Source organism: Streptomyces sp. NPDC036822, assembly GCF_055609145.1.
On record NZ_JBVJPY010000019.1, the window covers coordinates 65350 to 81391 of the forward strand.

Below are 16042 nucleotides of genomic sequence, written 5' to 3' on the forward strand. Positions count from 1 at the left end.
TCCGGTGGTCTGGAAAACTGGACAAGGACTCAGGTTCCTGCCGGGGGTGCCGCCTGGGCGGTGAACGACGGTGCCGTCTTGGTCGATACGACCGCGGCGGCGGGCGGGAGCTATCTGCGTCCTTCCGGTGCGCTGAGCCTGCCGGCTGCGTATGAGCTGACGACCAAGGTCCGCGTGGATGAGATCCGTCCGGACGGCACGGTGTCGTTCGTGATGGACATGCAGGACGCGGACAATCCGACGACGAAGGACATCGCCGTTCAGATCACGGGTGTGAAGCCCTCTGGTCGGGCGGGGGTTCAGGTGACCGCGCCCTTGGCGGGGGCGGTGAAGTGTTCCGGTGACTCACCGGTGACGACCGGGGACTGGCTGGACGTGCGGATCGTGCGTGCGGGCGGGATCACGGCGGCATATATGGGTGGGCGTCTGGTGGCCGCGGAGACCTCTCCGACGGCGGGTGGCACGTTCGCCCTGGGGTCCTACCACAGCAAGATGGCCGTGGGCCCGGTCACGGTCCGTTCGCTCAGCAGCACCCCGGCAGGTCATCCCACGACGGCCGCCGGCTGCACATTCAAGGCGCCCGACCAGGACGCTCCGGGTCATCAGGTCACACACGGCAATCCGACGCAGAGCCTGAACGGAACCTGGAACTTCAAGACCGAGAACACGGCCAGTCCGGTCGACCCGGTGAAGCTGTCCACGCCGGGCGCGGACACGGCGGGCTGGGACAGCCTGCCGGTTCCGGGGAACTGGGACCTGCGTGACGCCTACAACACCTACCGGGGCGTGGCCTTTTACCAGCGTTCCTTCACCGTCGCCCACGCCGGCGACGCCGACGCCCGCTACTGGCTCAACATCGACGCCTGCTACCGGACCTGCCAGGTATGGGTCAACGGCAAGCCGGTCAAGACCCTCGCCCTCAGCGACGCGTCGACGAGCGCTACCGACGGCAAGGACGGCACAGGCCTCGTCTGGTCCGAGACGGACGCGCACACCGGTGGTTACACGGCCTTCCAGATGGACGTCACCTCCGCGATCAACCCCAGCGGCACGAACACGGTGGTCGTCAAGGCCGACAACACCGTCACCACCGGCGCCTGGTACCCGTGGGGCGGTCTGTCCCGGGACGTGAGTCTGACGACCACGCAGCCGCTGTCCGTCACGCGGCAGGAGATCACGGCCACGCCGAACCTGACCGACGGCACCGCCTCGGTCACGAGCAAGGTGTTCGTCCGCAACACCAGCGGCACCGACCAGCAGGTCACCGTCAAGGGATCGATCACCTCGGCAGCTACCGGCGCGGACGTGCCCGGGGCAACCGGGCTGACCGGAACCGCGACCATCCCGGCCGGGCAGACCGCACCGGTCACGCTCCACGCGGACCTGGACGCGGACACCTATTCCCTGTGGCAGCTCGACGACCCCGACCTCTACCGCTTCGGAGTCTCCGTCGCCCACAGCTCCGCCCCGAGCACGGTCGTCAACGCTATCAGCGACACCTTCGGTATCCGCCAGGTCAAGATCGACGGCACCAACATGCTGCTCAACGGCCAGAAGCTGAAGATGGCGGGCGCGAACCGGGTCTCCGACGACCCGGTCGACGGCAGCACCGAGCCGGTCGAGAAGATCCGGCGCGACCTGGACATGATGAAGTCCGCGGGCATGAGCGTCACCCGGCTCATGCACTACGCGCAGGCCCCCGCCGTCCTGGACTACGCCGACCGCATCGGCATGCTCATCATCGGCGAGACCCCCGTCTGGGGTGACAACGCCAACCTGACGACCGCCCTGCCCAACATCAAGCAGCAGATGGCCGAGCAGGTCCAGAAGGACTTCAACCATCCCAGCATCTTCGCCTGGTCCGTCGGCAACGAACTCGCCTCGCACACCGAGGCGGGCAGGACGTACGACCGGCGGATGGCCGCCTTCTCCAGGAAGATCGACCCCACCCGGTACGTCACCCAGGTGAACAACAAGATCAACGATCCGAAGTTCGTCCCGTGCGCCACGGGTGAGACCAACTGCGGCGAGAAGGACGGCACGCAGTACATGGACTTCGTCGCCATCAACCTGTACGGCAGCTTCGACGGCGGCGTGCAGTGGGCCCATAAGCTCTACCCGACGAAGCCGATGTTCATCTCGGAGTACAGCACCGACATGAAGTTCGGCAACCAGGGCGGGTATCACACCGGCCAGGAGAGCGTCGACCAGAAGACCGAGACCGGTAACAGGGCCCAGTCGTTCTTCGCGAACAAGGACTATCTGTTCGGCTGGTCGCAGTGGACCTACAACGACTACCGCAGCACCTACAACGACAGCAGCCCCAACAGGGTGCGCGGTTACGGTGACGTGGACGTGTGGGGCCGCCAGAAGGCTTCCTACGGGGCCATGCAGGCAGCGAACGCGCCGGTGAAGAGCATCGTGGTCGCCGGGGTGGAGAACGACAACGGCACCGATGAGACGGTGGTGACGGTGACGCCGCGCGGGCCGCTGGCCACGGCCGGTCCGTCGTGGACGCTGTCCGGCTACAAGCTGGCCGTGAAGGTCACCGGCACCGACGGCGCCGTCGTCGGCGGTGCGGTGGTGGATCTGCCGCAGATCAAGCCGGGTGACGCGGCGCTGCAGGTCCCGGTGGCCTGGAAGCACAGCGATGCCGCCGCGCAGGTCCGTGTCTCGCTGCTGTCGCCGCTGGGATACCAGGAGGCCGTCTCGTTCAAGGACCTCAAGGCTCCGGCGCAGCCGGAGATCACCGGGACGGCCGTCGCCAACGGCTCGGTACGGGTCCGTTTCAGTGACGTCGTCGAGGGGCTGAAGCACACGGTGAAGGCCACCGCCCCCGACGGAACGGTCGCCGCGACGAAGTCCACGTTCGAGCCCTTCGCCGACCTGACCGGTCTGACGAACGGCACCGAGTACACGGTCTCCGTCACCACCGACAACGCGGCCGGAAGCAGCACCCCCGACACCACCAAGCTGACCCCCACCGGCACCCTGCCCTACGGACCGAACCCCGTGAAGGTCATGCCGATCGACCACGGCCTGGTCCTCGGATACACAGAGACCAGCGCCCCCCTGGCCGGCCCGACCGATCCGGTGGGTCGTTTCGGCAAGTTCCAGGTGACGGTGACCGACACCAGCACGGGTACCAAAGTGAAGGACTATCAGACGACGAACCGGCCGGGTACGCGTGTCGAGGGTCTGACGCCCGGTCACACCTATGCCCTGCAGATCCGGCGCCTGAACCCCGATGGCACGGCGTTGACCGCCTGGAGTGAGAAGGTCGAGGGCACCGTTCCCACCGCCGGCCAGGCTCCCGCACTGAAGGTCACCGGCACCCTCGGCGGACCCACCTCCGGCGCCATCGCGGTCACCCCCGCCCCCGGCACCATCCGATACGAGGTCTCCGTCGCGGGCGGCACCCCGTTCCAGGTCAACCGCTCCGCCGTCGACCTGATCCCCGTCGACAACCTCAAGCCCGGCACCAGCTACCCCGTCTCCATCAAGGCCGTGGGACCCGACGGAATCTCTTCCGCCTGGACCGGAACCCTCACCACCACCCAGGCCCCCGCCACCAACGCCAAGATCACCGGCGAACAGGGCGACAAGACCCTGACCTGGACAGCACCCGTCCCCGCACCCTCCTTCTACAACATCAACCGGACCGCCTGCGGCACCACCACGACCACCAAGGTCGCCGGCAGCTCCACCCAGTTCGCCCTCGGCGCCAACGGCGGCTCCTACACCGTCCAAGCCGGCACCGGCACCATCCTGTCCACCTCCACCGCCCCCCTGGCCACCGGCGGCACCACCGACTGCGGCGCCATCATCACCCCCGCCGACACCACGGCCGGAACCGACGGCACCCGCCCCTTCACCACCACCGGCACCTGGAGCCCCAGCACCCTCACCACGACGGACGGGTATCCCAGCGTCTACGCCGACCCCACGGCATCGCCCGCGCCCCGTGTGGTGTGGACGGCCCCGGCCAAGACGGCCGCGTCGACCTACAAGGTCGAGGTCGCCCTTCCGGGCGGCACCAGCGCGACGTGGGTTACCTACACGATCGCCACCGCGACCGGCAACCAGACCAAGACCGTCAACCAGAACACCGCCGGAACCGGCTGGATCGACCTCGGAACCTACGACTTCGCGGCCGGCCAAGCCCCCAAGGTGTCCGTCACCGCGGCCAGCGGCGGTTTCCTGAGAGCGTCCGCGGCACGGTTCAGCGACGCCGGATAACACCCCACTCCACCCGACAAGGAGTCACGACACACCTCCCATATCACCCCCGCGTGGTCATGTGACGAGACCACCGCAGTACCCGGCGATCCCGGACCTCGGACAAGGAGGTCCGGGATCGCCGACATGCGTCCGGGACAGGAGCGAAGCAGGCTCAAATCCCTTATTTTCAAGGCCTGTTGAGGAGTTCCGCAGCGTGTGGACGTGCACTAGGTTCACGGTCAGGGAACTGGTTACCGATCAGTATCAGTAACCGATCACACGACCTAGCGAATGGAACCCGCATGGCTCTTCACGACTCGCTCCGCTGCCGTAGGCCGGTGATCCTCGCGTGGGCACCCGTCACCGCCCTCGCGGCTCTGGCCGGCCTGCCGGGTCCGGCGACCGCGGCGGCGGCCCCCGCGGCCGCTTCTGTTCTGAGCGCGATCGATCCGGCCGGTGTCGATCTTCCTCGATGGATGGACCAGACCCGGAACGTGATCGGAGACCGGCCACTCAACAAGATCGTCATGCCGGGCAGCCACGATGCGGGATCCTGGAGCATCACGGACACGTCAGGTGTCTGCGACACCGCGTCGAACGCGAAGCTGGCGAAGGATCATCCGCAACTCGCGGCGGCGATCTCGATCACCCAGATGTCCTCCATCAAGGAGCAGCTCGACAACGGCTCCCGGTATCTGGACCTCCGCGTGTGCAAGCAGAACGGTGCGTGGTACACCTACCATGGAGGCCCCCTGGGCGGTCTCTTCTTCGACGATCCGGCCACCGGCCGCAAGGGCGAGATCAACGAGATCGCGGAGTGGATCCGCAGCCATCCGACCGAGATCGTCACGATCGAGCTGAGGACGTCCGCTCCCCAGGAAGACGCGGGAGCGAACACCGAAGCGGTCAGGCGGCTGGGAGAGGCGATCGGCACCGCGCGCATCGCCGACAGGCACCGACTGTCGCCGACATCTACCTACAGCCAGTTCATGGCGGCGAGGGCCAACGTCGTCCTGATCGACACCAAATCGTCCTCGAGTGAACCCTGGGTATGGCCAGGAAGCTGGATAGAGGGCCGGAACAGCTACGTCGAAAACAAGGACTGGGGCGGGCTCGTTCTCGAAGCCCTCAAGAACCCCCTGCGGAACCCCACCATCGACAAGATCAGCGGGACGGCCATCACGCGCATGCACGAGGTGCTCTCCACCGACAACGGGGATCCGAGCAAGGTGTTCGTGCTGTCGGGAGCCGTCGACTCCACTCTCGCCATTCCCGGCGCTGTGCAGGACGTCGTCCTCAGCGGCATGAACTACAAGCCCCACGGCAGGCCGTACATGCTCCATCTGGCTCGCGAGCACAACATCAGGCTGCTCGCGAGACTGGAGGGCGACTGGCGCCACTCGTCCATCGCGGACAACACGAACGTCGTGCAGATCGACTACGTCGACATGGCCGGGAAACGAGCCGACGGCTCGGTCATCAACCGCGGGGACGTGAGCCGGGCGATCATCGCCAACAACACCCCGACGACGGCACCCGGGACTCTGATGGGCACCGAGCATCGGGCCGACGGGGGCTGGCCGGCCGCGCAGGCGCTGCCCGGGGCCTACGGTTCACCCGAGTTCGCCGGCGGCGAGCGGGCCGTGACCGCCATGCCGGACGGATCACTCCAGTTCCTCGCGTACGGACTCGACCGTCTGATGTATCACACCATCCGACTCGCCGACGGCACCTGGCAGGGCTGGAGGCGGGTCAACAGCGACTCCGTGGACAAGGGCTTCAACGGTGGACCGCTCGCGATCACGAGTACACCCGACGGGACGATGCACGCCGTGGCCGTCGACAGCAGCGGGAACCTGGTCCATACCCTGCGCCGTCCGGACGGCACCTGGCAGCCACAGGGCTGGACCGGCGTCGCGGGCAACGACCAGCGGGTCTTCAAGGCCGGGGATGTGGCTGTCGCCGGGCTGCCCGACAGTTCCATCAAGGTGCTCGCGTCCGACCAGAACGGACCGATGCAACTGACCGGACGACGGGCGGACGGCCTGTGGGACGGCAGAGGCTGGACGACCGTTCCCGGCGTAGGCGGCTGGCCGACCTTCGCAGGGTTCGATCTCGCCCTCAGCGCGGCGGCCGACCACGCGGTCCAGATCGCCGCGATCGGTCTGGACAACAAGGTCTGGCTCATGACCCAGACGCGCGGCGGGATCAACTCCGCCTGGACCAATCCGCAGTGGAGGCCGAACGACCCCATGCGGGGCTGGGCGGTCTCGATCACCACACTGCCGGACGGGTCCGCCCAGATCGCCGCCGTCGGCATGGACGGCAACGCCTGGCACTCCGTGCGGCCCGCGGGCCGGGACTGGGCGCCGTTCGAGCCGCTGGAGCGCGCATGGGGCCGTCCCCTGGCGGCATCCGGCGTGGGCATCACCGCGCTGCCGGGCGGACGGACGTACATCCTCGCTCATGGCCGCTGACGGGCTGAGGGCGGCCGCTGGCCGGGGGTAGCCGCCCGTCGCGGAGCGCGGTGCCGCCGAGCCGAACCGCGCTCCAAGACGCCCCGGCGAGGGGGTCACGACCGGAAGCCGGTCACGACTACTACCCGGCGTCTTCCCGATAGGGCGGCACAGATTCCCCGATGGACGCCCGCGAGGGATGGAGCCTCGCGGGCAGCCTGAATTCTCCTGGCTTCATGTCTCCCCTGCCCTTCCGCCTGCTCAGTGACGAAAGACGCCTATGAGCACGCGACGGCGCGGTGAGCACAGGAACCCGAGATCATCGCGTCACGCCCGACCGTCCGCTCCGCGACCGGCCATCAGCTGCTTCCCGCTCGTGGTGCTGATCACCGGACTCCTCGCCTGCGTGCAGCTCATCCGTCCACTGCCCGACCCGCATCTCGTCCTCGCCACACCGGTGAGACACACGTTCGCGGGCGAGAAGCCGTCCCTGCCATGGCCCGAGGAAGGACAAGCATCCGTGACGGCCGTCGGGGCCGGTGCCATCGGCCGGTCGGGCGAGCAAAAACCCGTTCCCATCGCGAGTGTCGCGAAGGCGATGACGGCCTACATCATCATGCGTGACCACCCCCTCGAAGAGGGGAAAAAGGGCCCGCTGATCGGGATCGACAGGACCGCCGCGGTCGAGGGACAGCGAGACAGGTCGAACAACGAAAGTACGCTCAACACGGTCCGAGAAGGCGACCGGATCTCCCAGTACGACGCGATCGCCGCCCTCATGATCCCGTCGGCCAACAACATCGCCCGGCTCCTCGCGCGCTGGGACTCCGGCTCCCTGGACAAGTTCGTCGACAAGATGAACCGGACCGCCGAAGAACTGGGCATGTCGAACACGACCTACACGGACCCCTCAGGCCTGGACGCGACCACCGTCAGCACCGCCGAGGACCAGGTCAAGCTGGGCCTGAAGATCGTTCAGGTCGATCGACTGCTCGACATCACCAGACTGCCCAGCTGGGAGGATCCCTCCGGCCGGACATGGACCAACTGGAACCGGCTCGTTCCGTACAACGGCGCCCTGGGCATCAAGACCGGGACCACCACCAGAGCGGGCGGCAACCTGCTGTGGGCCGCCGAGAAGCGGATCGGTGACACCGACCAGCTGATCGTCGGCGCCGTGCTCGGGCAGCACCGCGCACCCATCATCGACACCGTACTTGCCGCGAGCAAGAGACTCATGCTGGCGACGCGGGACACACTGGAGAGCCGCTCTCTCGCGCGCTCGGGTGAAGTCGTGGCATACCTCGAGAACGGCCTCGGCGAACGAGTCCCGCTCGTCGCCACGAAGGACGTCCAGGTAATCGGATGGCCGTCGAGGACCACGAGAATCACCCTCACCGAAGGCGGCCGGCAGCTCCCACGCGCCGCCGCATCCGGAACCGTGGTAGGCACGTTGTCCGTCGGTACGAGCAGCGACGGTGTGGAGGTTCCCGTCGCACTGCAGAAGGACCTCACCACTCCGTCCCTCATCGGCCGGCTCACCCGGATCGGGTGAGCCGGATGCGACGCCGCCGAACGGCATCGTCATGAAGGCCGCCGGACGGGCACCGACGGGTGGACCAGTCTGCCCCGAGCACGGAACTCACCCCCGCCGCCCCGCACCTGTTCCCGAACGGGCGACGGGATCTGCCCCCGTATCGGGACGAATTGCTGGCATCTCCCTGGCGTGCCGCTCCACTCTGGAGCGGCGGCTCGGTCCCTCTCGTTGCCGGCCGCTGTCCTCCGGAATCCCAGGCGGTACCAGATGCCACTGCCGGGTGAAGCGCTTCGGACGAGCGATGCAATGAGAGCGAGCAACTGCAGGTGATGACATGGATGAGCCGACCTCGTACGTTAATGCGGAGGCATCCGCCCCCTCACGAGGCTGGTTCACCCCGAAGAGAAAGCTCGGCGAAGTCGACCCCGGAGCTCGGCAGGCCCGGACGGTCGAGGTGTTCGAGGCCGCGGAAGGGGGCGAGGGGCAGGGGCGAAATTCCCTCCCGTCCGTGCCGAGCGCTGCTTCCCCAGCACACATGCCCATCGGGGATTCGGGATCCGATCGAGTCACTCTCCGGCCCCCCTCGGATTCCTTCCTCGTGCAGCGAACGCTGGGGGAGATCGCGCCAGTCGCCGACAAGGTGACCTCGCACTTCTACGCCCTGTTGTTTGTCCGGCACCCTCACCTCCGGGCACTCTTCCCGCCCGCCATGGACGCTCAGCGCGATCGCCTCCTCAAAGCCCTGCTCACGGCCGCCGACCTGATGGAGAGCCCCACCCGGCTGACCAGCTACCTCCAGGACCTCGGGCGGGGACATCGCAAGTACGGCACCCTGCCGGAGCACTACCCCGCCGTCGGCGAAGCCCTGATCGGCGCGCTCTCCTCCTACGCACCCGATACGTGGGACGACGTGACCGAAGCGGCGTGGGCGCGTACGTACCAGGCCATCGCGGACATCATGACGGACGCCGCCGCGGTCGATGAACGGACAGCGCCGCCGTGGTGGCAGGCGCAAGTGGTCTCGCACGAGATCAGAGCGCCGCAGGTCGCGGAGATCATGGTGCGCACCGATCAGCCGTACCCCTACATTCCCGGCCAGTTCGCGAGTATGGAGACTCCCTGGTGGCCGCGGGTGTGGCGCCACTACTCCTTCGCGGGGGCGCCGCGCGCCGATGATCTGCTGGTGTTCCATGTCAGAGCCCGCCCGGCGGGCTGGGTCTCGAACGCCCTGGTTCATCGAGCCCGCCCCGGGGACTGGCTGCGGCTGGGGCCCCCTCAGGGCTCCATGGTCGTCGACCACAGGATGCAAAGCGGCTTGCTGTGCCTCGGTGGCGGGACCGGAATTGCTCCTGTCAAGGCGATCGTGGAGGACGTGGTCGGGCAGGGCGGGCAGCGGCCGGTAGAGGTCTTCTACGGGGCGAGGAACGGTGACGACTTGTACGAGATGGACGCGCTGCTGCGTCTGAAGCAGAGGTACCCCCCGTTGCACGTGCGAGCAGTGGTAGGCGATGTGTCAGAGATGGCCGATGCCGTGCGGGAATTCGGACCGTGGTACGGGTACGACGCCTACGTCTCCGGACCGGTGGGAATGGTCCGGAAGGGAATTCAAATCCTGGGCGACGAGGGTCTTCGTCCGGAGAACATCTTCCATGACCCGCTGGAGTCACTCCTGCCGGCCGCCGAATGCCGCTGAAGCACCGCCACTGCCCCCGCTCCCCAAATCCGGTCATAGGTTCAATCGTCACGGCCGCCCTACCCTTCGGGCGCTGCCGAGGTAGATCCAATATTGACCGCGACAGTCGGGGCGGGGTGTCAGGGGGCGGCAAGGGGCAGACGCAAGGACGAATAGCCCAGTATGTCGCTATGAAGATGGCGAGGTCGTCGTTCCAAGACGGTGGCTGCATTCCGGCTGAGCACTCGGTGGACGGGAGAGAACCCAGGATGCCACTGGAATTCGACGAGGTACCGGCGGGGGCGGCACCCGATCCGAATGCGTCAAGGAGGCGCTCGGACGGGATCCTCAACCACTGGGTGGTATCGAACATCCCCGCAGACCAGCGCCGCCTTGCCGAAACCGACGAAGAGCTGGGCGTGGAGGGGGGCACCACGAGGGGTACCACCACCTGGATCGGTCTGGCACCGCCGCCCGGTCACGGTCCGCACAAGTACTTCTTCACCCTCTACGCGATCGACACCGCACTGGAACTGCCGCCCTCCGCTGGGCGTGCTGAGCTCGAAAACGCCAGGCAGGGTCATGTTCCGGAGCAGGCGGTCCTCAGGGGCCGTTGCCAACGGTGTTGAGAAGGCTGCGGGGCCGGGCCTGGCTGCCCGGATTGTTTGCTCCGGCCGAGGGCAGTAGGCCCGCGGTCGGAGCGGGGCTGGTCAACGGGGTGGCCGTGGGCTTGCCCCTGCTGGTGGGCGCGGTGGCCGGTGAGCCTGAGGCTGGGGCGCTGGCGTGCCTGGGCGCATATGTGGGCGCGTTCACCAACAAGGGTGGTCCCCGCTGGCAGCGGACGGCGGGGCTAGCTGCGGCGGGTGTCGTCAACGCGTTCGCGTTCTGGGCCGGGGAACTGTCTACTGGGCTGCTCCCGCTCGCTCTTGCCCTGCTGGTGGTGCTGGTATTCATCTCCGCCATGGGCGAGGCGGTGCACGGGACGGTGGCCCGACTGAGCACCATGCCGGCCACCGCCCTCCTGGCCGGAGCTGGCCAGAGCAGCTCCGGTTCCTCAGGCAGCGAGTTACAGGCAGCGCTTCTCGTACTGGGCGGTGGCCTCTGGTACGCCGCCGCTACCGGCCTGCTCACCCCCGCCCCACGTCTGCGCAGCATCCTGGCCGCCGCAGCCGAACCGTACCGGGAAGCCGGCCACCGCCTCATCTGGACTGCTTCCGGCTCAGGCCGCGACGGTGGCGGCGCGAGCATGGTTCCCGCATTGCGCAGGGCAGAGCGGACCGCTCTGAAGCTGCATGGCCCGGGTGGCGATGAAGGCCTGGCGGCCGGGGTCGATCCGCTGCTGCACCAGGCCGTGCTGCTGACCGACCTCACTGCGGCACTGGCCCAGTCCGGCACTCCGCCACCCCCCATTCGCCGACAGTTCACCGCCGCCGCCAAGGCACTGGCAAGCCACCTCTCCCAGACCGCGCGCCTGCTAACCCGTCCGGGCCACGCGGCCACAGCGCCGGATACGACCCAGATGCTGACGGATCTTGTACTCGCCTGCGACGCCATGCGTGCACGGACAGCCCTCGGCCAGGAACCGTACCCGCTGCTCGCCACAGCGGCGCGTCAGCGTCGGCTTCTGGAACGCATCCACAGCGCTGCCCTCATCGCGCGCCGGCAAGCCGGTGCTCTGGCAGCAACCGCTTCCACCCACCTTCTTCCTCCCCCACCGCGCAAGATCGGCTTCGACGCAGCGCGACTGCGCGCCGCGATGACGCTCAGCTCCTCCACCTACCGCCACGCCCTGCGTGTCACGGCCGTGTGCGCCGCCGTCTTCATCCTGGTCACGGTGACGGGCCTTCCGCACGGCGAGTGGGCAACCCTGGCCGTCCTGCGCGTCCTGCGTCCTCACTACGGCACCACCCTCGAACGCGCCGGACAACGCATCGCCGGCAACTTGATCGGCGGCACCTGTGCCGCACTCCTCATCGCAGGCGTCAAAGACCCTGCGGTTGTCGCCGTCCTCCTCTTTGCGATCATCAGCGCAGGGTTCGCCCTTAGACCCGTCAACTACGCGTTCTGGGTGTTCTTCGGCACCCCAGTGGTGCTGCTGATCGGCGATGTCGCACAGAAGGACGACTGGGTATCAGCCTTCGAACGCATCGCCATGACGGTACTCGGCAGCGCCGCCGCACTCCTGGGCGGCTACCTCCTGTGGCCCGCCTGGGACCACGATCGCCTCACCCAGCACACCGCCCAGGCAACCCACGCCGCCACCACCTACCTGGACGCTGCCCTGCACCTACTCTCCGACCCCGAGGCACCCTCCACAGACCGTGTCCGCCGTTCGGCGGAAGACGCCCTCGCCAAGGCTCGGGCCACACGGCAACACGCCAGCAGGGAACCCGGCCGTACGACCGAAGCGCTAGCGGACGCCTCCACTACGCTCACCGCGCTGGCCTCCCTCATAGAAGACATCGGGGTCCTCACGGTCCACGCCACACCACGCGCCGCGGTCATCCCCGGTCTTGCCGATTACCGCATGTACGCCCGCGCAGCCCTGACGGCATCACAGCCCGACGAGCAGGACGCGCATACGCAGGCCATGACCGACACCCTCGACGCCATGCGCCTCTACCTCGCGCAGCTGCACGCCCGGCGCTTCGACGAGTTGCCCACACATCAGAACGACGACACCCGGACACGCGGCGAGGTCCGTGACAACGAACCCGTCATCGCGCTCCTCACAAACATCGCAGCCTGCATCGCGCGGGTCTCCCACTCCTTGCGGTGAGCGCAGCCCGGTCCGAGTGAAGGCAGCACTCCAGCCCGCGCCAGTCCCCATCGCCCAAGGTTCTTTGCCACGTCCGCTCAGCCAGGACCTGCTCTGCACCAGCAAAGTATCGACGTGGACAAGCGCGGACTGGAGCAGGTGCGGTGCCAGCATAGAGGTCGCGGCATGCTCCTTGTCCGAGCCGGACAGCGCGCCGTCCCTTACGCTCCTGACGGCGGCTCTCCCCGCGTCAGGCGTGCTTCGCGTGTTGACTCGGACGCCAGGTTCCCCCCGTATTCATCAAAATGCTTCCAGAAGGACCATTGGAGCAGGTTGAGGCGATAATCGCTGGGATCCATAAGGTAGCCGCCAAGAGCCTGTGGCGGATTATCCAGTTCTCCTTCGTTGATCCAGGACCCTGCGGTCCGGGCAAAAAAGTAGCAGAGAAAATCCAGCACTTCCGTATCTCTGCCGGCCTCTTGCGTGCAGTGCTGACCGAAGCGATCCCACAGGATTTCTAGACCGTCTCTGGCGTCGATCTCTCCCATCCTCCCGAGCGCTCTCTCCATGATGGACTGAGCGTTCTCGCGAAGATAATAGAGCTCTTCATTTGAAAATAGTTTTCCCTTCACCTTCGACATCTTGGCTTCAGTGCGGGAAAAGGTCAAACTTCCGGCCGTACTTCCGGACATTCACGACGGCCCGCCTTGGATTCCCACTGCAGTGACGCGGCGGCTGCCCCTTCCGTCGCCCAGAAGGGCAAAAAGGTGGTCCCGCACCATCATCCCGGCGGACCTGGCGTCTCCGGCACACCTCCTGTCTCGATGGGTGGAAAAACTGTCCCGCTGCTGAGCGCACCCGAAGCCGTCGAGAGCCGGGCGGTGCTTTGCTTTGGGAAGGTCATGATGGCAAAGAAGGATAACTTTTCAGGTCCCCGCAATTACGCGCTGTTCACCGAATTCACAGAGACTCTTACCGAACTCGACGGCGAGTAGGAGCCGCTTGAAAGAGACGGAAATCGTCCGCGACGAGGTGTAGCAGGCCTTCACGGAACATCTGGCGAGGCGGGACGAATGGAGCCGCCCGAACCTCCTCCCTCACGGGCCCGCCACATGCGCCCCGCCTTCTTTGACCTGGTGGTGGTCCCCTTCGGGGCAGGACGCACCCTGGGTGATGAGACCATGCGGGTTTTGGCGGCAGAGCGGGGCAGCGAGACCTGGCCGGGGGCCATGCTCTCCGCAACAGGCATCAGCTTCCGTCTGGTCTTCGACGACCTGTTCCATCTCCTCTCATGAGGAGGGTGAACACCTCTGCTGCGCAAGGGCGTTGTGCTCTCGCACAGGGGTGCCGGACGAACTGTCCAGTTGGGCAGGCCTCGCGTTCCGGCTGAGATCCTCCGGGCTGCGTGAAGGGGCAGCTGTGGAGGGGTTCTGGTTCAGAAATACACGGCGGAAACGGTACTGAAGGGGCATTCGAGACCTGGAGTCTGACGGGGGACTGTCGGGATTCAGGTGTACTGGTTGGACGGCAACAACCCCGCCTTCGCTTACACGGCGGCCACGACCACTCTGGCCGGAAGCTGTCTCACATTGGCAGCATGCGGCGCTCCCATCGACAAAATTCACGACAGTATGCAGAGCGCCATAGCAGCTCGGGAAAGCCCCTCTTCGCAAGGATGGCGGAAACCAGGAGTGAAAATCGCGCGGCGGGAACTCCAGATACTCGGGGCAATCAGCCACGGCTGCCGTGGCTACGAGGAGATCGCCGGAGCCCTTGGCCTCGTGCCCGTAGCCGTAGAATCTCGGGTTTCTGATCTCTGCAGGAAGGCGGGTCTCGGGAAACCGAAAGCAGCCGTCGATCAGATCTGGCAGGACATCGTCGAGGGAACCACGTATTCACCTGTGTGGAACAGCGTCGACAAGAGCGAGCTGCCCGCTCCGAGGCCGGTACGGCCTCAGCCGGGCTCCGGTCTCACCAGGAGTGACCTCGAAATCCTCGGAGCCATTCGTAGCGGCCACCACACGATGAACGATGTGGCGAACGCCCTCGGGGTGACGTCCGTCCCCAACCGGCTGTCGCGGCTGGGTGAGCGGGCGGGGATGTCAGAGGTCAAAGTCGCGGGCGAGATCCTCGGCATGCTCGTGGCCGACGTCGTGAACGGCACGAATGCGTCAGGCGCCTTCACTCACGTCGACCGGACTGAACTGCCCTCCCCTCAGCGCCACCCCTACTGCTCCACAGAGGCCGACCTGGAAATTCTGTGCGCCATTGCCCAGGGGTGCGGGACGGTGTCTGAGATTTCCGCGATGCTTCAGTACCGCCGCAAAGCCGTGTACAAGAAGCTGCGTTCCTTTGGTACGCGGGCCGGCGTCACGGGAACTCCGGTCGAAATCCTGAACCTGCTCGTGTCCGATGTCGCGAACCAGACGAACGCGTCCGGCGTGTTCGCCCGCATCGACCGCAGCACACTGACGCTTCCGCACCCGGAGGGTTTCCGCGGTGTGGGCCGATGACGTGTCGTGCGCGCATCGATCGACCGCGTCTTCCATGAGACGCCGACCCAGGCTGCCCGCACCTACGTGATGGCGTAATCGGCACCGCACAGGGCGGCCTTAGGGGGCAGGGACGGAGCCTAGGGAAACCCCCCGATGTCCGAAAAGCCTGGTTCGCCTTGTATGGGTTTAACGGCTCTCCTTACAAGCCCCCGGAAGTGATCGTCATGTACGCCACTCATCAGCACGTTACCGCCAGCCCCGCCGGGAGCACTGGTGGTGGTGTCGACGGCGACGCACGGCCGACACTGCGGGCTGCCGATGACGGCCGTAGGGAGTTCGGGCTGCCTCTGGAGCACGGCCCCCTGGCACCGGCCGCCGCCCGGCGCCAGGCCCGCCCCGTGCTGGTGGCCTGGGGTATGGACGAGGAGCAGATCTCCAGCGCACTGCTGGTGATCTCGGAGCTGGTCACCAACGCCGTCACCCACGCCCTCCCTCCCGTCGCTCTGCATATGAGTGCCGCAGCCGACGACTCCGGCCGGGTCCAGGTACACGTCAGCGACGGCGGAACGCAGGCGAGTCCCGCCAGCTGGGCGGCCAAGAGGCCTGCGGACGAGCACGGCTGGGGCACCGAGATCGTCTCGGCCCTGACCGACGGTGCCGGTACCGACCTGGATGCAGACGGTCTGATCGACCATTGGGCCGACCTGGCCCCCGCCTAGCGGGCGGGTGGGGCTTCCCACCCATCCGGAGTCAGCAGCCGTGCGAGCCAACCGGTCCGCAGCCCGCGGAGTTCTCACAGACGGTGATCTAAGTACGTCCCCTGACCGAGACGGCTCTGGGCGTCGAATGGCCGCAGCGGCCCGTGCGGGGGAGCCTGAAGGCGTTCCCATACCCGACCTCGGA

Annotated in this window: 9 protein-coding genes; 8 read left to right on the plus strand and 1 reads right to left on the minus strand. The window is 67.0% G+C overall.

What is annotated here, in order from left to right; genetic code table 11:
* Nucleotides 1-78 precede the first annotated feature (78 nt).
* From ACZ68P_RS30550 to ACZ68P_RS30575, 6 genes are all read left to right on the plus strand, one after another.
* Nucleotides 79-4239 (plus strand): glycoside hydrolase family 2 TIM barrel-domain containing protein, encoded by a 4161-nt coding sequence (locus ACZ68P_RS30550; RefSeq protein ID WP_471011878.1) that lies wholly within the window; start codon nucleotides 79-81, stop codon nucleotides 4237-4239.
* A gap of 284 nt (nucleotides 4240-4523) precedes the next feature.
* The gene (locus ACZ68P_RS30555) at nucleotides 4524-6698 is read left to right on the plus strand and encodes a hypothetical protein (RefSeq protein WP_471011879.1); all 2175 of its coding nucleotides are present in this window, start codon (nucleotides 4524-4526) and stop codon (nucleotides 6696-6698) included.
* A 355-nt stretch (nucleotides 6699-7053) separates the two neighbouring features.
* Nucleotides 7054-8232, plus strand: coding sequence for a D-alanyl-D-alanine carboxypeptidase family protein (locus tag ACZ68P_RS30560; protein ID WP_471011882.1), 1179 nt, complete (start codon nucleotides 7054-7056; stop codon nucleotides 8230-8232).
* A gap of 316 nt (nucleotides 8233-8548) precedes the next feature.
* On the plus strand, nucleotides 8549-9907 hold the full coding sequence (locus ACZ68P_RS30565; RefSeq protein WP_471011885.1) for a globin domain-containing protein: 1359 nt from the start codon (nucleotides 8549-8551) through the stop codon (nucleotides 9905-9907).
* Between the two features lie 176 nt (nucleotides 9908-10083).
* Complete coding sequence (locus tag ACZ68P_RS30570) at nucleotides 10084-10515, plus strand: YbhB/YbcL family Raf kinase inhibitor-like protein (RefSeq protein WP_471011942.1); 432 nt, start codon at nucleotides 10084-10086, stop codon at nucleotides 10513-10515.
* A 101-nt stretch (nucleotides 10516-10616) separates the two neighbouring features.
* On the plus strand, nucleotides 10617-12665 hold the full coding sequence (locus ACZ68P_RS30575) for an FUSC family protein (protein ID WP_471011887.1): 2049 nt from the start codon (nucleotides 10617-10619) through the stop codon (nucleotides 12663-12665).
* A 200-nt stretch (nucleotides 12666-12865) separates the two neighbouring features.
* Here ACZ68P_RS30575 and ACZ68P_RS30580 read toward each other — a convergent pair whose 3' ends face one another.
* Nucleotides 12866-13336, minus strand: coding sequence for a hypothetical protein (locus tag ACZ68P_RS30580; protein WP_471011889.1), 471 nt, complete (start codon nucleotides 13334-13336; stop codon nucleotides 12866-12868).
* 828 nt (nucleotides 13337-14164) lie between these two features.
* Here ACZ68P_RS30580 and ACZ68P_RS30585 point away from each other — a divergent pair.
* Nucleotides 14165-15157: a hypothetical protein gene (locus ACZ68P_RS30585; protein WP_471011891.1), complete on the plus strand. Its 993-nt coding sequence runs from the start codon at nucleotides 14165-14167 to the stop codon at nucleotides 15155-15157.
* A gap of 206 nt (nucleotides 15158-15363) precedes the next feature.
* Entirely contained in the window at nucleotides 15364-15858 is a 495-nt protein-coding gene (locus tag ACZ68P_RS30590) for an ATP-binding protein (RefSeq protein ID WP_471011892.1), read from the plus strand.
* Nucleotides 15859-16042: the final 184 nt, after the last annotated feature.

Excerpts from the sequence above, each read along its gene's own strand:
- ACZ68P_RS30570 (WP_471011942.1), top strand. The coding sequence starts at position 10,084 with ATGGCGAGGTCGTCGTTCCAAGACGGTGGCTGCATTCCGGCTGAGCAC.
- ACZ68P_RS30580 (WP_471011889.1), bottom strand. The coding sequence starts at position 13,336 with ATGTCCGGAAGTACGGCCGGAAGTTTGACCTTTTCCCGCACTGAAGCC.
- ACZ68P_RS30555 (WP_471011879.1), top strand. The coding sequence starts at position 4,524 with ATGGCTCTTCACGACTCGCTCCGCTGCCGTAGGCCGGTGATCCTCGCG.
- ACZ68P_RS30590 (WP_471011892.1), top strand. The coding sequence starts at position 15,364 with ATGTACGCCACTCATCAGCACGTTACCGCCAGCCCCGCCGGGAGCACT.
- ACZ68P_RS30565 (WP_471011885.1), top strand. The coding sequence starts at position 8,549 with ATGGATGAGCCGACCTCGTACGTTAATGCGGAGGCATCCGCCCCCTCA.